The sequence below is a fragment of the Bifidobacterium crudilactis genome (assembly GCF_000738005.1).
Taxonomy (GTDB): domain Bacteria; phylum Actinomycetota; class Actinomycetes; order Actinomycetales; family Bifidobacteriaceae; genus Bombiscardovia; species Bombiscardovia crudilactis.
In genome coordinates this window covers 1,085,112-1,105,512 of the sequence record NZ_JHAL01000002.1, presented here as the reverse complement: position 1 = coordinate 1,105,512, position 20,401 = coordinate 1,085,112, and the positions used below count along the sequence as shown (strand labels likewise).

The 20,401-nt window shown below is 57.9% G+C and carries 14 protein-coding genes and 1 other RNA gene; 10 read left to right on the top strand and 5 right to left on the bottom strand.

What is annotated here, in order from left to right; all coding sequences use genetic code 11:
- Positions 1-136 precede the first annotated feature (136 nt).
- Positions 137-530: RNase P RNA component class A (gene rnpB / locus DB51_RS09900), an RNA gene on the bottom strand.
- 208 nt (positions 531-738) lie between these two features.
- Between rnpB and hpf the strand changes: the two genes are divergently transcribed.
- The 3 genes from hpf to trpD all read left to right on the top strand — a co-directional run bounded on the left by hpf (position 739) and on the right by trpD (position 5,818).
- Positions 739-1,401 (top strand): ribosome hibernation-promoting factor, HPF/YfiA family, encoded by a 663-nt coding sequence (hpf, locus tag DB51_RS06815; protein ID WP_034252776.1) that lies wholly within the window; start codon positions 739-741, stop codon positions 1,399-1,401.
- Between the two features lie 242 nt (positions 1,402-1,643).
- Positions 1,644-4,565 carry a preprotein translocase subunit SecA gene (gene secA, locus DB51_RS06810; RefSeq protein ID WP_034252775.1) on the top strand — a complete coding sequence of 974 codons (2,922 nt, stop codon included), beginning with the start codon at positions 1,644-1,646 and terminating at the stop codon, positions 4,563-4,565.
- 188 nt (positions 4,566-4,753) lie between these two features.
- Entirely contained in the window at positions 4,754-5,818 is a 1,065-nt protein-coding gene (gene trpD, locus DB51_RS06805; RefSeq protein WP_034252774.1) for an anthranilate phosphoribosyltransferase, read from the top strand.
- 163 nt (positions 5,819-5,981) lie between these two features.
- Here the strand turns inward: trpD and DB51_RS06800 are convergent, their stop codons facing one another.
- Positions 5,982-6,557 (bottom strand): hypothetical protein, encoded by a 576-nt coding sequence (locus DB51_RS06800; RefSeq protein ID WP_034252770.1) that lies wholly within the window; start codon positions 6,555-6,557, stop codon positions 5,982-5,984.
- 49 nt (positions 6,558-6,606) lie between these two features.
- Between DB51_RS06800 and DB51_RS06795 the strand changes: the two genes are divergently transcribed.
- Positions 6,607-7,287, top strand: a complete 681-nt coding sequence (locus tag DB51_RS06795; RefSeq protein WP_034252767.1) for a lysophospholipid acyltransferase family protein — start codon at positions 6,607-6,609, stop codon at positions 7,285-7,287.
- 103 nt (positions 7,288-7,390) lie between these two features.
- On the opposite strand, the gene DB51_RS06790 is transcribed toward DB51_RS06795, so the two are convergent.
- The gene (locus DB51_RS06790) at positions 7,391-9,505 is read right to left on the bottom strand and encodes a Stk1 family PASTA domain-containing Ser/Thr kinase (protein ID WP_034252765.1); all 2,115 of its coding nucleotides are present in this window, start codon (positions 9,503-9,505) and stop codon (positions 7,391-7,393) included.
- 83 nt (positions 9,506-9,588) lie between these two features.
- On the bottom strand, positions 9,589-10,728 hold the full coding sequence (locus DB51_RS06785; protein ID WP_423773415.1) for a polyprenyl synthetase family protein: 1,140 nt from the start codon (positions 10,726-10,728) through the stop codon (positions 9,589-9,591).
- A gap of 352 nt (positions 10,729-11,080) precedes the next feature.
- Between DB51_RS06785 and DB51_RS09825 the strand changes: the two genes are divergently transcribed.
- The 3 genes from DB51_RS09825 (at position 11,081) to DB51_RS06765 (ending at position 16,034) form a co-directional block, all read left to right on the top strand.
- Entirely contained in the window at positions 11,081-12,019 is a 939-nt protein-coding gene (locus tag DB51_RS09825) for a hypothetical protein (RefSeq protein WP_156958266.1), read from the top strand.
- 101 nt (positions 12,020-12,120) lie between these two features.
- Entirely contained in the window at positions 12,121-13,644 is a 1,524-nt protein-coding gene (locus DB51_RS06770) for an RNA polymerase sigma factor (protein ID WP_034252761.1), read from the top strand.
- A gap of 98 nt (positions 13,645-13,742) precedes the next feature.
- Positions 13,743-16,034 carry a DNA gyrase/topoisomerase IV subunit B gene (locus DB51_RS06765; RefSeq protein WP_034252759.1) on the top strand — a complete coding sequence of 764 codons (2,292 nt, stop codon included), beginning with the start codon at positions 13,743-13,745 and terminating at the stop codon, positions 16,032-16,034.
- A 154-nt stretch (positions 16,035-16,188) separates the two neighbouring features.
- Here DB51_RS06765 and DB51_RS06760 read toward each other — a convergent pair whose 3' ends face one another.
- Positions 16,189-17,589: a DUF4153 domain-containing protein gene (locus tag DB51_RS06760; protein ID WP_034252756.1), complete on the bottom strand. Its 1,401-nt coding sequence runs from the start codon at positions 17,587-17,589 to the stop codon at positions 16,189-16,191.
- A gap of 452 nt (positions 17,590-18,041) precedes the next feature.
- Between DB51_RS06760 and DB51_RS06755 the strand changes: the two genes are divergently transcribed.
- The 3 genes from DB51_RS06755 (at position 18,042) to DB51_RS06745 (ending at position 20,378) form a co-directional block, all read left to right on the top strand.
- Positions 18,042-18,560, top strand: a complete 519-nt coding sequence (locus DB51_RS06755) for a DUF2975 domain-containing protein (RefSeq protein ID WP_238548322.1) — start codon at positions 18,042-18,044, stop codon at positions 18,558-18,560.
- The gene (locus tag DB51_RS06750) at positions 18,561-18,782 is read left to right on the top strand and encodes a helix-turn-helix domain-containing protein (RefSeq protein ID WP_034252754.1); all 222 of its coding nucleotides are present in this window, start codon (positions 18,561-18,563) and stop codon (positions 18,780-18,782) included.
- Between the two features lie 378 nt (positions 18,783-19,160).
- The gene (locus tag DB51_RS06745) at positions 19,161-20,378 is read left to right on the top strand and encodes an MFS transporter (protein ID WP_034252752.1); all 1,218 of its coding nucleotides are present in this window, start codon (positions 19,161-19,163) and stop codon (positions 20,376-20,378) included.
- The last annotated feature ends 23 nt before the right edge of the window (positions 20,379-20,401 follow it).

Genomic DNA, 20,401 nt, shown 5'->3' with positions numbered 1-20,401 from the left:
CTATGGCGTGTAAGGGTGCAATAAGATAACTGCACTACAAGGACAGCAATGTGGTAATAATTTCTCCGAAAAGCTGTCCTTGTAGTGCAGTTATCCGGCACAGTTTCGCTCCGCTGTGCAGAATGAGCTGTAAGTGTGAGTGAGACCTCTTCTACCCCGGGTTCTGTCGTTCTTGCGAACGGATGACCATCCATCTCGACTTGCTGTTGCCAGCAAGCTCTAGCAGCCTACCCGAAGGCACGGGCGAGCAGCCCTTAACGCCTTCTGCTTGGCCTTGCTCCCGATGAGGCTTGCCATGCGGCCTACTGTTACCAGCGGCCCGGTGGTCTCTTACACCGCCGTTTCACCCTTACCTGCAATGCGATGTCGCCATTGCACTGCAGGCGGTCTGTTCTCTGCTGCGCTATCTCTCAGGTCGCCCTGGGCGGACGTTATCCGCCATCGTGCTCTGTGGAGCCCGGAAGTTCCTCAGTGATGCCGGTAACCGCTACGCGGAAATCCGGCAACACCGCGGCCATCAAGAGGTCTCAAACAATTGACTTTAGCAGTTTTTGTCACGGGGCACACGGAGTGAAGCCGCGCTTTCAAGTGTGACGAGCAAGGCTCGTGAATGTTCTCGTTATTGGCTTAGCCTTCGCGGATGTCGTGCATCGGTCGGTTACAATATGAGATACCCGAGCGGTGAAGATGCCGCTCATCGCACACAGCGGCTCAGCCGCTTGATCCAAGGAGGTTCACATGGAGAACGTCGTAACAGGTCGCCACACGCAAATCAAGCAGAGGTTCCGTGACGTGGTGGACACCAAGATGAATCGTGTGACCGCCATTGCGCCGGATGCCCAACGCGCACAGATTGTGCTGACTCACGAGGGCAATCCGCGCCAGGCCGATACCGCCAAGCGAGTCGAGATTACGGTGATTGCAGGACGTACCGTGGTTCGGGCGGAGGCATCAAGCACCGATGAGTTCAGTGCCTTGGACATGGCTTTGGACAAGCTCACCCTGCGTCTGCGTAGGGCACGCGACCGTCGCAAGGATCACAGGAGGGGGTATCTCAATCCCGTCCCGGTGGATATGGGAGCCGTGCTGCCGTCCGTTCAGGAAGAGTCCACGGAGGATGAAGAACCGAATAACAGCCCCGAGGCTGCCGTGGCCAGCGAATTGGCACCGGGCGAATCAGTGGAAGTGCAAGTTGGGGACACACCGATCGTCATTCGTCGAAAGCTTCATCTTGCAGAGCCGATGAGCATTGACGAGGCCTTGTATGAGATGGAATTGATCGGTCATGATTTCTTCCTGTTCGTCAACAAGGAGACAGGACGTCCTTCCGTGGTCTATCACCGTCATGGTTGGAGCTACGGTGTCTTCGAAATCGATACCCCTGAGAATGTCAAGGCCTGATATCTCCTAGTACGATTCTCGCCAGGGTAAAACCACTACGGCGAGCATGAATCGGCGGGTCGCATCCGAGTGGCAAAGCGGATGCGACCCGCTTCCTTGTTCACCCCGCATAAAGGGTATGTCGGTCAGGCGTGCGCGAGTAGTGTAAATCCCTGCATTCGAGTATTATGAACGAAGTTTGTGCCTGACGCTAGGTCGTCGGGCGATGCCTGTGTAATAGGTAGCATATTAGGGAGCGAAACGTGGTAGCAATCCTGGATAAAGTCCTCCGTATCGGCGAAGGGCACCAGCTTCGTAAGCTCCAAGGCGTGGCCACTGCGGTCAATGCTTTGGAAGATGACATCAAGGCGATGAGCGATGAAGAGCTGAAAGCTCAGACTCCCAAATTCAGGAAGCGCATAGACAAGGGTGAATCCCTCGATTCGATTATGCCCGAGGCTTTCGCCACAGTCCGCGAGGTATCCAGAAGGACGCTGGGGCAGCGTCATTTCGATGTTCAGCTCATGGGTGGCGCCGCACTGCATTGGGGCAATATCGCCGAGATGAAAACCGGTGAAGGCAAGACCCTGGTGGCCACGCTGCCGAGCTATCTCAATGCTCTGAGCGGCAAGGGCGTCCATGTCGTCACCGTCAACGACTACCTGGCGAGCTACCAGTCCGAGCTGATGGGCCGCATCTTCCGATTCCTCGGTATGACCGTAGGTTGCATCGTCACCGATCAGAAGCCGCAGGAGCGCCGCAAGCAGTACCAGGCCGACATCACCTACGGCACGAACAACGAATTCGGTTTCGACTATCTGCGAGACAACATGGCTTGGGAGAAATCCGAGCTCGTGCAGCGCGGACATAACTTCGCCATCGTTGATGAGGTCGATTCCATCCTTATCGACGAAGCCCGCACGCCGCTGATTATCTCAGGCCCGGCTGAGGGTGATGTCACCCGCTGGTACCGTCAATTCGCGCGGCTGGTGCCGAAGCTGACACGCGATGATGATTACGAGGTCGATGAGAAGAAGAAGGTCGTCGGCATACTCGATTCGGGTATCAACAAGATCGAGGACTACCTCGGCATCGACAACCTGTACGAACCGGGCAACACCGCGCTTATCGGTTATCTCAACAATGCCATCAAGGCCAAAGAACTCTTCCTCCGGGACCGCGATTACGTGGTGCAAGGCGGGGAGGTGCTGATCGTCGATGAGCACACGGGCCGTATCCTGTCGGGGCGTCGTTACAACGAAGGTCTGCATCAGGCCATCGAGGCGAAGGAAGGCGTCGAGGTCAAGGCGGAGAACCAGACCTTTGCGACCATTACCTTGCAGAACTACTTCCGTATGTACGACAAGCTCTCGGGCATGACCGGTACCGCAGAAACCGAAGCGGCCGAGTTCATGGGCACCTACAAGCTGGGTGTGCTGCCGATCCCCACCAATCGCGCCATGGTCCGCAAGGATCAGGACGATCTGATCTTCCGCACCAAGAAGGAGAAGCTGACCGCGATCGTCAAGGATGTCGCCAAGCGTCACGCCACTGGGCAGCCTGTGCTGCTCGGAACCGCATCCGTGGAATCATCGGAAGTGGTGTCGACTCTGCTTGACGTCGCCGAGATACCGCATCAGGTGCTCAATGCGAAGCAGCATGAGAAGGAAGCCTCGGTCGTCGCCGTCGCAGGACGAAAGGACGCGGTTACCGTCGCCACGAACATGGCCGGTCGAGGAACCGATATCATGCTCGGCGGCAACACCGAGTTCCTGGCTGACCAGAAGCTCCGTGCGGAAGGCTATTCGGCCGAGGACACACCGGAAGAGTATGAGAGACTGTGGCCTGAAACACTGGAGGCAGTGAAGGAACAGGTCAAGGACGAACACGAGGAAGTCGTCAAACTCGGCGGATTGTACGTGCTCGGCACCGAACGCCACGAGTCCCGACGTATTGACAATCAGTTGAGGGGACGTTCGGGCCGTCAGGGAGATCCCGGCGAGTCACGTTTCTACCTCAGCCTCGAAGACGACCTGATGCGTCTGTTCAACACGCAGTTGGTCGCACGAGTGATGTCGAAGGGACTGCCTGAAGGCGAGCCCATCGAATCGAAGAGCGTCTCCAAGGGCGTGCGCAATGCGCAGAAGGCCGTCGAGTCACGAAACTTCGAGATTCGTAAGAACGTCCTGAAATATGACGATGTGATGAACAAGCAGCGCAAGGTGATTTATCAGGAGCGTCAGGCCGTGCTGCAGGGCGAAGACATCCACGATGACATCGAGCGTTTCATCTCGGATATCGCGTCTTCCTATATTCGTGGAGCGAATAAGGGTTCCGACAAGCCTTCCGCCTGGGATTACGAGGGGCTGTGGAAGGCGCTGTCCTCCATCTACCCGATCGGCATCGAGCAGGACGAAGCCAAAACTGCGGTCGCGGATCTCAAGGGAGACAAGGCGGCTGACCGTCTTCGTGAACTCGTCGTCGACGATGCGAAGGAGCAGTACAAGGCTCGTGAAGACGCTCTGGGCTCCGAGGGCATGCGTCAGCTAGAGCGGCGTGTGGTGCTGGCGGTTCTGGACCGCAAGTGGCGTGAGCATCTGTACGAGATGGATTATCTCAAGGACGGCATCGGTCTGCGCGGTATGGGACAGCGCGACCCTCTGGTGGAATACCAGCGAGAAGGCTATCAGATGTACAACTCGATGATCGAGGCGATCAAAGAGGAGAGCATCCAGCTGCTGTTCAACGTCGACATCGAGCAAATCGCAAAGACGGAGGATCTGGAATCCGAAAGCGATGAGGATGCCGCCGTCGATCAGGCACGTGAAAGCCTTGGTGAGGGTGAAGTCATATCATCCGACGCGGATGGCGAGAAGCTGACCTTCAAGGCTCCGTCGGATCCCGATAGCGAAGCCGATGATGCGGATGACGATGCCGAAAGCGTCGTCACCGCTGAAGAAGCAAACAGTGAGGGCGAGAAAAAGGCGTCAGAGCCGAAAGGCATCGTAGGCCCTGAACCGCTCAGCCACGCTGAGCAGAAGATTCCTGCAAGCAAGCGTCCCAAGGAGGAAGCGCTGCGCACCCCATGGTCGGACGGGCGTACGTTCCCGGGAACATCGCGTAATGCGCCCTGCCCCTGCGGTTCGGGTCGTAAATACAAGATGTGCCACGGACAGAACGAGTAATCATAGGTTCCTGCACTGTCCTGCACTATTCAGACCGGCCATCACAGCCTTGAAACTTGCTGTGGTGGCCGGTCCGTCATATAGCCGGTCAGAGGAGCAGCGCTTCCGGTAATGCGGAGGCACTAGAATGTCATCGGATACACAACCGTTGTGAGTATCAACAATATTCGCGGTCTCTAGGAGGAATAATGAGTGAGCCCTTCACATGGAAGGCTATTCTGAGGACTTTGGTCAAAGGACAAGCACTGACTGCGGATGAATCGTACTGGTTTGTCGACGAACTGATGAACGGCAATGCCGATCCGGTGGCGGTCGGTGCGACATTGGCAGCGATGCAGACCTTGGGATTGACCAGCGAAGAGGTCGCGGGCGCGGCCAAGGCCATGGTCTCCCACGCGAAAAGCCTGAACGTCGAAGGGGAGACCACCGATATCGTCGGCACAGGCGGTGACGGCGCATCGACGGTCAATCTCTCAACGATGGGCGCGGTGGTGGCCGCGGCGGCCGGCGTACGGATCGTGAAGCATGGCAACAGGGCCGCGAGTAGCAAAAGCGGCACCGCCGATTGCCTGGAATCTCTCGGATTGCCGCTTGACCTGGAACCGGAGGCCGTCGGGGAGGTCGGCGACGAGGTCGGCATCACCTTCGCCTTCGCGAAGACCTTCCATCCGGCCATGCGCTTCGTGGGGCCCGTGCGCTCGGCACTGGGCATTCCCACGGTGTTCAATGTGCTTGGTCCCCTGACCAATCCGGCACACCCGAGCCATGTCGCCATCGGTTGCGCGGACAGGAAGCTGAGTCCGATGATGGCTTCGGTGTTCGCCGGAAACGGGCAGAGCGGACTGGTCTACACCTCTTCTGAAGGCCTTGACGAGATGGCTCCCACGGGCCCGGTCTCCGTTTGGGATGTCAAGAACGGCGAGGTGACGGAGAGCACATTCGACCCCACTGTGGAACTTGGTTTGCCGCGAATCACAGTCGAGGACCTCAGAGGAGGGGAGCCTGAATTCAACGCTCAGGTGATGCGTGATTTTGTGGCGGGCAAGGACATTCCATCGCGCAGCACGGCGCTGCTCAACGCCGCATCGGCCATTGTCGCTGACGGTCATCTGCTCAGCGACACAGATGCCTCTCTGACCGAGCGTTTCAAGGAAGCCTACGCATTGGCACAGGAGGCAATCGCCAGTGGCGCCGCAGAAGACCTGCTGAAGCGCTGGATAGCGACGGCACAGGCCAAAGTAGCTGCCGAATAAGAGACTGCACCCAACACTGGTCTTGAGCACGAGGACCGCCACGCAGCGCGAGGCAGGTCCTCGTGCCGTTTTGCCTCAGATGGCGACGGCACAGCTACAGAGGTGACCCGGTGGGCAACGGGAGTATGTGTGGGTTCAGGCGAGCGAGAAGGCAGATGGACGGTTATACACGTGCGCCGTCGTCATATGGATCGCTGCGGGTGTTTGCATGTCCGCGAAGTTGTGTGAACAGCCCGACACCACCGATGAGCATCAGGACGCCGCCGATGGTGCCGATGGTACCCGACCATGCGGGAAGCAGTATGGCGGCTGCGAAAGCGACCAGACCCAGAATGCACATTACGGAAAACGTCAGCACCCCTCGGCGCATATGGCCCAGATTGGGGTTTGGTGGTGTGAAGACGCTATCCGAATCCATGACATCGTCGGTGTCGAGCCAGCTTCTGCCCTGAAAATCGCGTGGCCCACCGCTGCGGCCTGCATTGGTAAACGCCGACGATTTCAAATCGTCCACACTCAGTGCCGCTTTTTTCTGGGCTTTCCGGGCGCTCTTCTCGAAACGCTTGGCAGCACGCGAACGCTCCACAGCCGAAATATCATCGGCATGCGCATCGACGAAGTCGGACCACGCATCTCCGGAGGATTCGCTGCCTGGTGTTGCAGGGTCGGACGAGGAGCCATCATGCGGCTCCTCGTTTTGTTGCTGCTCAGAAGGGTTGCTATTGTTGTGGTCGGTCATATCCCATACTTTAACCGCAGCGGTTGGCAATTGCTGACGAGGAGGCACCGTGCTGTATTGGTTTTTCGTTAAAACGCTTGGACCTGTGGCGCGGAGGCGTTTTCATCCCGTTGTTGAGGGTGCCGAGAACATCCCCAAGCAGGGAGGGGCGATCATCGCCTCAAACCATCTCGCCGTCATCGACGATGCTCTGTTGCCACTCTCCAGCCCCCGCATGATTCATTTCATGGGCAAGGCCGAGTATTTCAACGGCAAGGGAATCAAGGGCCGCTTCAAGAAATGGTGGTTCACCTCCGTGGGAGTGTTCCCAGTTGATCGCTCGGGAGGCTCCAAGGCGCTTGGTGCGCTGGAAACGGCGCGACACGTCCTCGAGGCCGGAAATATCTTCGGTATTCATCCGGAAGGAACTCGCAGTCCTGATGGCCGATTGTTCCGCGGCCATACGGGCGTGGCACGTCTGGCTTATGAAACGGGCGCTCCGATTATTCCGACGGCGATTATCGGTTCCAGGGAATTGCAGAGGCCTGGCACCGTCATTCCGGGGAAGGGCAACACCAAGGTTGTTTTCGGCAAAGCGATTCAGGTACCGAAAACCCCCTCGGAGAATGTCACCCGAGAGCAGCTCCGACAGCTCACTGATCGCATGATGCAGGATATTCGGGCACTGAGCGGCCAGGAATACGTCGATATGTACGCTCAGGTTCTCAAGAACAGCCAGAAAAAGGGATAGCCGCACGCATTACAGGATAACTGCACTAAAAGGACAGAAAAATAGCAGAATTTCTTCAATAAAGCTGTCCTTTTAGTGCAGTTATCTCGTGATGCCCCTGGCATCACACCACGGTGAGCGTGATAACCGTGGCTTTGCCGTTGTGGTCTCTAAGACGCACGGTCTGACCGGGGTCGGGGCTTTGCAGACGTACCGTGTGGGTCAGATCGCCGAGCGGCGCGGAAATCTCGACATCGAAGCCGAGCGCTTTCAATGTTTTGCTGGCGTCATCCGAACTTTGCCCGCGCACATCGGGCATGGTGACGGTCTGTGGTCCCTTGGAAACGACGACGTTGACGGCATCTCCCCAATGCAGCTGAGCCCCAGCCTGCTGGGTGGCGGAGATGACCTTCCCGCTGTCGACGCTGTCCGACCAGTCCTCGGCATAGCTCACTTTGAGACGCGCCTCATCCAGCTGTTGTTGAGCGGAGTCCTTGGACTTGCCGACGATGTCGGGCATGCTGACGGGCTTCGGGCCTTTAGAAAGAACCACCGTAACCGCAGCATTGTGGTTCACTGTGCTGCCCGGCTCGGGCGAAACGCTGATAGCCGCACCGGCGGGAACGTCCATACTGTAGTCATCTGCGTTTTCGTCGTGGGTAACCGCGCTGAAACCCGCCTGTTTCAAGGCCTCAAGAGGTTTCTTGCCGGCTGTGGAAGCGGAATCGAGCAGATCGGCCGGAATGGTCGCCTGCTGGATGCCCTTGGAAACGACGATGGTCAGACTGCCGCCTCGTTTGCTGACATGAGCGCCGACGCTTTCCGGATTCGAAGAGATGATTCTACCCTTGGCTACGGTGTCGCTGTAGGCTTCGGTGGTCGAATAGTTGATGCCGCTGACGGCAAGGGTGCTCTTGAACTTTGAGAACTCCGCGCCGGTCAACTTGCAGACGGTGTTTGCCGTGCAGGATATGTCCGTGGGCTGGGGAACGGCCCAATAGCTGCCGGGGCCCAGGAAATACCACCAGGAGGCGCCGCCCCCTGCGGCGAGCAGCAGGAGTACCGCGACGATGGCCGCGATGATGACAGGACGTTTACGCTTATTGCCGTGCTGCTTGCCGGGCTCTGAACCCGGGCCTTCGGACAGCACCGTAGTGTTTTCGGAATTCGGCGCACCCGAATCGGCCGAGGAGGGGAGAGCGCTGAGATTGACCGTCTCATCCGAGCGGGGAGCCGGCGGGTTCGTGGGCAGTGCGGATGTGCTCACGATACTCGCCTGGGTTGTGCTCGACGATTGAGATAGTGCGGAATCGTCATCCGTCTGGGTACCGCGCGATTGGGCTTCGTATGGGCCTGGAGCGGGCATGGTGAAGAGTCCCGCTTCTGGTGAGAGTCGAGCCTCGCATGCTCTGAGCTCTTTGAGCGCGGCCTCCGCATCGGCTGGTCGTGCATCCATGTGGCGTTCGCACAGGTGGCCTATCAATATCGCCACTTCCGGGTCGATGCCCTCGCATACGACATCGAGACGAGGAACATCGTCATGCACGTGTTTGAAGGCGAGGGTCACCGGATTATCGCTGGCGAAGGGCACCGAACCGGTGATCATCTCGTAGGCGATGATGCCCACCGAGTACACATCACCCTGTTTGGTGGCCTGATTGAGTTCGATCATCTCGGGCGCAAGGTATGCAGCCGTGCCCAGCAGCATGCCGGTTGTGGACAGCGTGGCCTGCGATGCGGCCTTCGCGAGTCCGAAATCGGTGATCTGCACATGGCCTCGGGTGTTCAGCAGAATGTTCTCCGGTTTGACGTCGCGGTGGACCACACCCGACTCGTGTGCCGAGGCGAGACCTTCCAAGGTCTCTCTGGTGATGCGCAGCGTTTCGTGCACGCTGAAGGTCTGTTGCAGATTCATCTCGTACCGCAGATTCACACCGCGTACATATTCCATGACCAGGTAGTTCCGGCCTTGATACTCTCCGCTGTCGTAGACCTGGACGATGTGCGGGTCGGCGATTGATGCCGCAGCACGAACCTCGCGGTGGAATCGTTCGATGAACTGGGCGCGGTGGGGCCCCTGGGCAAGTTGCAGGTGCATGATTTTGACGGCAACCTGGCGGGACAGACGTTCGTCGGTGGCTTCGTACACCGTGGCCATGCCGCCCTCGGCGATGCGGCGAATGATACGGTACCGTCCGTCCAAGGTCAGGCCCTGCGGCTGTAGTCCCTCTTCACTCATGCTTGTATCCTACGGTCGTCGATAGCGAAAGGCATCCGATATCGTACTGGTCTTGTCGAAAGTTACACCTCGTGGCGCCCATCTCAGGGTTTGCGAAGTTCATATGGTATGAACAGCGCACAGGCATCGTGCAACGCGGCGTTTGCTGTCGAGTCTAAGCCAAGCGCGGTACTCGCCTCGGTCAGTGCATCCAGAGTTCGGTGCCAGAGCGCGGTGATGCGCCTGCGTGATTTGTCGATCGCCCCCGTACGATGGAATATCTCGATGGTGCGATTGACCTCCTCCGGGCTTCGGTCGTCGCGCTCATAGATGGTGGTCAGCAAGGCGCGATCCTGCTCGGAGGCTTCCGACAAGGCATCGGCGAGCAGAACGGTGCGCTTGCCTTCGCGGATGTCCCCGCCGATTGGTTTGCCGGTGTGGTCGCTGTCCGAGACCACATCGAGAAGGTCGTCCGCCAATTGGAAGGCCACACCCAGTGTCAGGCCGATGCGCAGCGCGGTCGCCCGGGCGGAGCCTGCTTCGATGCCTGCTGCCAGCAAGCCGAGCTCGATGGGGGCAATGGTGGTGTAGCTGGCTGTCTTCCATCGAAAAACGCTGAGGGACGCTTCAGCCAGACGCTCAGGGTCATCGAGCGGAACATGCTCCACGCCCAGGTCCAGGACCTGCCCGATTTCGACTTCGCGGTGCATCGAGAGAAAGGCGTTCATTGGGTCTACTGCCCGAGGTCTGCTGTCTGCCGTTGCTGTGGAGTGGGGCGGAACGGGCGTCGAAAGCCCCTCGCATGCCTGCTGTGCGATGGATATGCTGGCTGTGGCCAGGATATCGCCGAGCATGATGCCGAGGCCTTTGCCGAAGGCGAGGTGATTGCCGTCCGCTGGGGCCGACGAGTCAGCCATATCGGTCGGGGATGCAGTGCGCGATACGGATGAAGATGCCTTGTCGTCGATGATGCCGAGCGAGAGGGCGACATGTGCCGAGGGCTTGCCCCGTCGCAAATCCGAGTCGTCGATGATGTCGTCATGCACGAGCGCGCCTGTTTGGAACACTTCGATGGCGCAGGCCACGTCCATGACGAGATCCCGCTGAGACGATGCGGAGGTGAATGTGGCGTCCTTGCCCTGCCTTGCGGATATAGCTGCATCGTATGCTGCGAGCGTCAGCAGAGCGCGAAGACGTTTGCCGCCCTGATTGGAGATGAGGGCCTGTCCGGCCACTGCATCCATCACCTGACCACACGGATCGGGAATCGCGGAGAGCCCGTCGGAGGCGATGTATCGCCTGACCAGATGATCGATGCGGGCTTCGATGATGGGGATGTCTTCAGCTGAATCCATACGTACGAGAATATCCATAAGGGTGTGCAAATACCGGGTGCTCCGTGCACCGCAGACATCTAAGTGGCCAATTCGACCACATGCATCGCTCTTTCTGTGTTGAATCGCCGTGAATCGTCAAGCTGGTCATCACAGCGGATTGCGCAGGATGGTTCGGAAGAGACTGCTTCAGAAGAGATCGCAGCCAAGGCGGATTCGTGGATGGCATCTGGCACAACGGATAAAGGACGGCGATCGGCTCATGGATACTTCGCGGAGGAATACATCACTGCTTGGTGACTCATCTCAGGCTGGTGACGCAGCGCAGACGGATAGGGCGTTGCATGACGATACGGTACGGGCTGACGACTCGTCGGCTGGCAGCGGTGCAGTGAGCGGCATCGGGTGCGGCCCGTATGCAGTTCCTATGCAATGGGTAGATGATGAGCACAGGGGAGATGAGCACAGGGTAGCGCAATCCCCGGCGGGGCCGGGATATGAGCCTCCATGCTTTACCCCGCAGCGAATGCATGAATTCAGAGAGTTGTTTACCGATATCCGTTCGGAATCGGGTATGGAACATGCCGTCGAATATTGTTTCGAGTCATTTATCGATGACTGGTTGGCCTGGATCGGCCCCGAGCCCTGCAACGCAGAAGGGTTATCGTGTTCCTCGGCATTGCAGCGCGGCGGAGGCGTTGCCGAGTACCGTGATACCGGGGATTGGCTGGCATATCTGGCGGTTGGTATGGCCGAGGTGCTGTCTATACGCGATGTGGTGATTTTGAGCCTTCTGACCGGCGTCTCGATATCGGCTGCAATGCCGGAACGGCAGAATGTCACCGTCGAACAGTTGAAGGACATGGCTTGCAGGCCGCATCATCGAAAGAACGCGGCATTGATGACAGGGCAGCTGCAACGAGCCTTCCGTCTCACGCCTTGCGCCTGTGCGTTGAGACGATGCCGTAATGGGATTTCAGCATTAAGCGCGATGTGTGCGAGCGTGCCCGAGGAGTATCGTGTTCAGGCGTTGGCGGTAATCGCCTACATCAACTGGTGGCTCGGGGATGCCTCTGCGGAAGCCTATGCCCGGCAGGCGCTGTCCTTGGATGTATCATGTCGCCTGGCATCCATAGTGATTTGCGCCCTGGAGCATAATATCCATCCGAACGGGGCAGGAAAACAGTCGTTTCGGGAATAATCGTCCTTGGAAGATGGTTCACTCTATTAGTTGACAATTTGCCCTTGTCATAAGTGCGCCTTCATGCTAGGTGCACGGGCAGGATCATCCAGGAGGAAACGTTGGCCACTAAGGATACGACGGCTGAGAAGAACGATATCGACACGGCTAAAGCGTCGAGCACGACGAAGAAGGCTGGTGCCTCTCGAGCCAAAACATCCGCCAAGGGGGCTGCAACTGCCAAACGCACGGCATCGCCCCGCAAGGCTAAAGCGTCCGCGAGCAAGACGGCAAAGTCCGCAAATGCCGCAGACACCAACGAGACCGACATCGTCGATTCAGCCGAAGGGCAGGGCTCCTCCGAGCGGGCCGCCACCGGTGGGCGGAAAAGCAAGGCCGCCCCAAAGAGGAAGAAAGCCGCGTCCACGACGCGTAAATCCAAGAAGGCGAAATCCGAAGAGGATGTCGAAGACCTTCAGGAAGATGACGGCATCGAGGATATTGATGATGACGACATCGACGACAACGAAGACAACGATGCTTCGGACGATGACGCTGCTGACGGCGATGACGATGACAGCCAGGGCGACGATGACGATGACAGCGACGACGATGCGCCCAAGCAGGAAGAGGTAGTCAAGGCCAAAGGAGCCTTCGTCGTCAATGATTCCGAGGATGACGAGAACACCGTTCCCTCCGGCAATCCCAAACGCAGAGTGGTCGCAACCGGTGCCACTGCCGATCCGGTGAAGGATTACCTCAAGCAGATCGGTCGTGTGAGTCTGCTGAATGCCGAGCAGGAGGTCGATCTTTCCGAGCGTATCGAGGCCGGTTTGTTCGCCCAGCACATACTGGATGACGAAGGTGAATCCTTGGAATTCAAGCGCCGCCGAGAGCTCAAATGGGCTGCATCGGATGGCAAGAAGGCCAAGGACCATCTGCTTGAGGCCAATCTCCGTCTGGTGGTGTCGCTGGCCAAGCGATACACCGGTCGAGGCATGCTCTTCCTTGATTTGATTCAGGAAGGCAATCTTGGCCTTATCCGTGCAGTCGAGAAATTCGATTGGAAGAAGGGCTTCAAGTTCTCCACCTATGCCACATGGTGGATTCGTCAGGCCATAACCCGCGCCATGGCGGACCAGGCCAGGACTATTCGCGTTCCGGTCCACATGGTCGAAGTCATCAACAAGCTTTCGCGTGTGCAGCGGCAGATGCTGCAGGATCTCGGTCGTGAGCCTACGCCCGACGAACTGGCACGTGAACTGGATATGCCGGTGGAGAAGGTCCAGGAAGTCCAGAAATACGGACGTGAACCGATTTCACTGCATACTCCTCTCGGTGAGGACGGTGACTCCGAATTCGGCGATCTCATCGAAGACACCGACGCCATCGCCCCTTCGGACGCCGTGGCGTTCTCGCTGTTGCAGGATCAGTTCAGGCAGGTTCTCGAAACGCTCAGCCCACGCGAGGCAGGTGTCATAAAGATGCGTTACGGCCTTGAGGATGGCCAGCCCAAGACGCTCGACGACATCGGTCGTGTCTACGGTGTGACCCGTGAACGCATCCGTCAGATCGAATCCAAGACCATGTCCAAATTGAGGCATCCGTCGAGGTCCCAGACCTTGCGTGACTTCCTGGACCAGTGAACACGGAGAGTGCATACGAAAACGCGACCCGTGCACGTTCATGGGTCGCGTTTTCTTGTGGCGGTGCCGGCAAAACGATGACTAGCGGAGAGTAATTAATGGCGAAATCCTATGGTGCGCAGAGTCTGACGATTCTCGAAGGCTTGGATGCGGTTCGCAAGCGCCCGGGCATGTATATCGGCACGACCGACAGCCAGGGGCTGATGCACTGCCTGTGGGAGATTATCGACAACTCGGTCGACGAGGCTTTGGCGGGCGCCTGCAACGACATCGTGGTGACTTTGCACCAGGACGGTTCCATCAGCGTGGCGGACAACGGGCGAGGCATCCCTGTGGATGTCGAACCCAAAACCGGTCTGACGGGTGTGGAGGTGGTACTCACCAAACTGCATGCCGGAGCCAAATTCGGCGATTCCTCCTACAATGCCGTCGGTGGCCTGCATGGCGTGGGTTCTTCGGTGGTCAACGCACTGAGCCTGCGCTTTGACGTTGAGGTCGATCGTGATGGCAAGACCTACCGTATGGAATTCAAACAGGGGCACCCCGGCGTCTATGACGATGTGGATGCTGACCGGCCCTCACCCCAGGCCCCGTTCAAGCGCACACGGCGAAACAAGCCCACTGAGCTGCGGGTCGTAGGCAAGGTGTCGCCCAAGAAGACCGGCACCCGCATCCGGTATTGGGCCGATCCTGAAATCTTCAACAGCACCGCCCGATTCAGTTACGAGCAGTTGGTCGAACGTGTAAGGCAGACCAGCTTCCTGGTTCCGGGGCTGAAAATCACCGTCATCGACGAGCACGTGACCGACGATGACAGTGACGGTGACCAGGAATCGCAGGTCGTAGATACGACGCTTGCCGACAATGCCGATGTGGCCCCCGTCGATGATGAGGATACGGTTCCCGTCGATGATGCTGACGATGGAGAATCGAGCAGTGACGACGAGAATGAAGACAACGGTCCGGCGAAGGCCGCTTTGCCCATTCGCAGCGAGCAGGGACATCCTCGAATACAGGAATTCCTCCACACGGGCGGTGTGATCGATTTCGTCGACTTCCTGTCCAAAGGAGAGCCGGTCAACGATATATGGCATATCACCGGTGAAGGTGAATACGAGGAGGAGACGCAGAAGGTCGTCGAGGGAGGACAGCTTCACGCGGAGAAGGTGCACCGCAAGTGTGGCGTCGATATAGCCTTGCGTTGGATAAACGGCTATGACACCACACTGATGAGCTTCGTCAACGTGGTGGAGACACCAGGCGGCGGGATGCATGTCGACGGATTCATGAATGCCCTGACCAAGCAGATTCGAAAATACGTCGAGAGCAACGCCCGCAAACTCAAGGTGAATCTGAAGGATTCTCACACCAAGATCGAGCGCGACGATGTGCTGGCCGGGCTTGTCGCGGTGGTCACCGTGCGCATCGCCGAACCGCAGTTCCAAGGCCAGACCAAGGATGTGCTCGGCACCGCACAGGTGAAGCCCATCGTCACCCGGATGACCGACAAACAGTTCGGTGAGATGATTTCCGGTTCGAGAAGAGGGTTCAAGGAGCAATCCTCACGCGTGCTGGAGAAGATCGTCGGCGAGATGCATGCCCGCGTTCAGGCGCGAAAGACCAAGGAAGTCACACGTCGCAAGAACGCCTTGGAATCCGCGTCGATGCCGGCCAAGCTGTCGGATTCCCAGCCGGGCAACGACGACATCGCCGAACTCTTCATCGTCGAGGGGGACTCGGCTCTCGGCACCGCGAAGGCGGCGAGGAATTCGATGTTTCAGGCCCTGCTGCCCATCCGAGGCAAGATTCTCAACGTGCAGAAGGCATCGCTTTCCCAGATGCTCTCCAATAAGGAGTGCGCGGCGATTATTCAGGTTATCGGTGCAGGGTCCGGTGCCAGCTTCGACATCACGCAATCGCGCTACAACAAGGTCATCATGATGACGGATGCCGATGTGGACGGCGCTCATATCCGCATTCTGCTGTTGACGTTGTTCTACAGGTATATGCGGCCGCTCGTCGAGCATGGGCATGTCTACGCCGCCGTGCCGCCGCTGCATCGTATTGCGCTCGCGGGCAAGCGCAAGGGGGAGTACATCTACACCTATTCGGATGATGAGCTTGCCGGCAAATTGGCCGAATTGAAAAAACAGCGCATTGATTTCCACGAGGATATTCAGCGGTACAAGGGTCTTGGAGAGATGGATGCCGACCAGCTTGCCGATACGACGATGGACCCGCGCTCGCGGATGCTCAGAAGGATTCGCATGGAGGATGCCGAGCATGCCTCCGATGTGTTCTCCTTGCTGATGGGTGACGATGTGCCACCTCGTAAGCAGTTCATCGTCGAGAATGCCGACGACTTCGACCGCAGCAAAATCGATACCTGATAGTTATTTTTCCGGTGTCAGGTAGATAACTGCACTAAAAGTACAGCAATGTGGTAATAATTTCTCCCAAAAGCTGTTCTTTTAGTGCAGTTATCGTATTCGGTGGTCCTGCACATGCCAAAATGCGAGGAGCCGGTTGATTCGCGCGCAGGATTTAGAATCCGGCAGTCGCCGTGGCGTTGTACATGTCAATGATTGCCGAAGGATTCAGGTACCCAAGAAGCACGAACCAGAATACGAACAGCGTGGCGCATACGGTGAGCATCGGGATGTCGGCGAAACGAAGCCGGACGATGGCGAGTATCAGCACCAGCGCGACCAGTCCCATGAACAGCAGTGAGGCGAGTCTGAGCCATGTCAGACCGTAGGCGGTGATGTACAGGCTGAGTCTCACGGCCGAAGACGCCAGCACCACTGCGGTGGCCGCTATCAGGCATAACAGCAGGCCGTTAAGCGTGCGTTTGCGCGGGCTGTATATCAGCACCATCCCATAGCCTATGAGATTGATGCCGGTTACGGCCAGCAACTGCCAAAATCCTTGTCGCGCATATTCCGCATAGGTGTATCCATCGGGAAGTCCCTGACGGGCGAAGAGGAAGGTGAACTGCACGCCGCTGAAGGCTAGGTACAAAGCCAGAACCGCAGCGAGCACGATGGTGCAGACGGTGGGATTGAAGGGACGATGAGGGGAGGTGTCGACCTTCTCCTGCCCCGGCGTCTCAGTCCGTGGCGGAATATGCGCATTCTTGGCCGTTGCCGTCGGTGGCTTCGAGTTCGTCGTGATGTTCCTGATGTCGCAGTTCCACAAGAGTGAGTAGCACAGCACGGTCATGACCACGATGATGAGAGTGTGGACGAAGAAGCTGGTCAGGTCGAGTTCGCCGAGAAGGGTCTGCACTCCCTGCCGAAAGATGGAGTCCGCTGAGGTGAGCAAGGCTGTGAGCACGCCGAGGACGGGTATGCCAATCAGCAATGACATCCCGGTAACGCGCAGCGCAGTGTGACGTTTGTCCGGATTGTTGGCGTTCCATATGGCCGAGACCGGCGAACCCAGCTCATGGATGGCGCTGAAGGGTTGCAAAAACCATCCGGCAAGCCAATGCATCGCAGTGCGGGCAGGGGAGTGCGCGTCGAAGTCCTCGCCGGATATCTGCATATGCATCATCGCCAGTGCCGGAATGCTCAGGACGCACAACGTTGTGTATTCGGGATTGTGCTGGTAGACCATGCCGTCACCGGAGAGCAGCAGCCAGACGCACAGCAGCAGGATTCCGGTTGCTGCCAGCCAGGAATATGGTTTCCGGCGGCACTGCGGCCAAAACACCGTGGTGAACGCCACCACCCACACCATCCATAGCATGGCATAGCCCCGCAAGGCAGAAGTTCCTGCGAGAACGGGTGCGAGAACGAGTCTGTCGACCCCTGTGGCGGTGATGAAGGCCAGTGCCAGCAATAGGTATTCCCTGTTGCGTGGCAGACGTTGGGGTAAGGGTGCGGCAATGGCATCGGGATTGCGCAGGGGTGATGCAAAGACGCCCTGTTGCGGGGATGGCATGGGTGATGCTGTGTCTGTGAACGGTGGCTGAGGCCGTTGCGGATAGGGCCCTGACGCTTGTTGCGATTGCGTCTCTTCGGGCGGCGGTGTCGGAGAGCTTCGATAGGGCTCGGTCATGATGTGTCTTTTCTCTGAATGGAAACATTCTTGATGTTCTGCGAACTCGGTTGACTACGGTTCATAACGTGTCATGATGTCGAGCATAATCTATCGAAAAACGATAAATACCTATTGTATTTCGATTTGTCACTGATTCTTCAAATAGCAGGTGGTGCAGGATTGATACCAGTGCTACCTATTGAAATACGATAGGAATGTATTGATAGGCGATATTCCGAGTATTCTGGGCTGTAGCTGAAGAGGCGGCGGCCTATTCAGGCGACCCGGATTGCGGAACGTCAGCGAATGCCGGCAGGAAAAGCCGACAGGCAGGCGCAAGGAACAGGATGGACATGATGCATCAGTCGTCACAGGACAGGGAACGGCATTCGCTTCAAGGATGGCTCATCGGCGTGCTGAAGACGCTGATTCTCCTGTTGCAGTGTGTGGGGCTCGTCGCCCAGCTCTGGGTGTTGCCCGCGTTGTCCGGTGAATATGCGACCAGCGAACCGGAACATGCCTATCTGAGGGTTCCTTATCTGACGGTTGCCGTACTCATCATCGTATGCTTTGAAACCGCGCTGGTGGCCTTGTGGCGCCTGCTGTCCAAAGTGGGGCGTGGCAGTGTGTTCTCCGACGCGTCGTTCCACTGGGTGGATGTCATTATCTGGGCTGCCGTCACGGCCACTGTCTTCACCGGCGGTCTGATTCTCCATGCCGCGTTCTTCGCGAATGTGGGCCCTATGGGGTTGTTGCTGGCACTGCTGGTATTCATGGTGATCGAGGTGGCGTTCATCCTGCTGCTGGTCGTCATGAGGGGGCTTCTGGTGACGGCCACGAATCAGCGAGACGAATTGGAGGCGGTGATCTGAATGGCGATACGAGTGAACCTGGATGTTGTCCTCGCACGTCGAAAGATGTCCGTCAACGACTTTGCCGGTGCCATCGGGATAACGCCCGTCAACGTCTCCGTGCTAAAAAACGGCCGGGCCAAGGCCATACGTTTCTCGACCCTTGATGAGATATGCCGTGTGCTGCAATGTCAGCCCGGCGATGTCCTGGAATATATCGACGATGAGGATGACAACGCGTGAGTGCTGATGTTACAGAGAGATGTTGCCTGAAAGCTGCGAAGAGCTTCAACAACTATGGCGGAATATCGGGGATATGAATGCATGCTCGACGTAGCCGTCGGGAAAACCCTACACAAGAGACGGGCCTCGCTTCATCGTTGATGACGGCGCGTTAATCGGGGACCCTTCGATAAGATATTGAGCCGATGAGTTCTGCTCGATGGTTGCTCGAACGGTTAACCGAACGGTCGACTCGGCAAGCGGTTGAACAATGGGATTCGACAGTTGGACTCGGCCATGAGGTTCGACCATGAGATTCGACCATGAGGTTCGAGCATGGGATTCGTCCGCGATATTCGACAATGAGGTTTGATTGAGGAGAGTTGGGGGTTCATTGGCATGGCGACATTGCTTCTTGGGGTGATTTATCTGGCATTCGTCAGCTTGGGGCTTCCCGACTCCTTGTTGGGAGCAGCATGGCCTTCGATGTATCAGGGCTTCGGTGTGCCGATTTCCTACGCAGGCGGCATTTCGGTGGTCATCGCCCTGGGAACGATTATCTCGGCATTGCTCAGTGACAGAATGACCCTGCGCTTCGGTGCGGGGAAGGTCACCGCCGCGTCGGTATGTCTGACGGCGTTGGCCCTGTTCGGGTTTTCGATGTCATCGAGTTACTGGCAACTCTGTTTGCTCGCCATTCCCTATGGTCTGGGCGCCGGGGGTGTCGATGCGGCTCTGAACAACTATGTGGCCTTGCACTATGCCAGCAGACACATGAGTTGGCTGCATTGCATGTGGGGAGTCGGTGCCTCCGTCGGTCCCTACATCATGGGATTCGCGCTGACCGGAGGGCAGGGCTGGCAAGGCGGATATCGATACATCGCGATTCTGCAGGTCGTGTTGACCGTGGTGCTGGTGTTGAGCATCCCTCTGTGGAGACAGCGTCCGAATCCCGTTGCAGGCCAAGGCCAAGTCGAGGCCAAATCGAACTCCTCCGAGCCAGGTACGCATACCAAGACGCTCAGCATACCGGAGATTCTGCGTATACCCGCCGCCAGTCAGGTCTTCGTGATGTTCTTCTGCTACTGCGCCATCGAGACCACCGCGGGCCTGTGGGCGAGCAGCTACATGGTCAACAACCGCGGCATCACCGTCGATTCAGCAGCATCCTGGGCGAGCATGTTCTACATCGGCATCACCGTAGGGCGCGCGTTGAGTGGCTTCCTGACGATGCGCTACAGCGATGCGACAATGATTCGTATCGGATACACCGTTATGGCCTGCGGCCTGCTGCTGATTATGCTTCCGATGGGAGGTAGTTTCGGAGTGCTCGGCGGGTTGGTCGTTCTCGGTGGTGGATGCGCACCTGTCTACCCGTGCATCATCCATTCCACTCCGGAGACCTTCGGTGCGGACCGGTCGCAAGCCATCGTCGGAGTGCAGATGGCCAGCGCCTACATCGGTTCGCTGCTGATGCCTCCGTTGTTCGGTTTCATCGCCAACACGCTGAGCATCGCCCTGTTCCCCTGGTATCTGATGGCCCTGCTTGCACTGATGATCGTCATGCACGAAAGGATGCAGCGCATCAGAACACGGGCACTGGTCGGTGCTGTGTGATGCGCTGCCTGTGGGATGCCGTG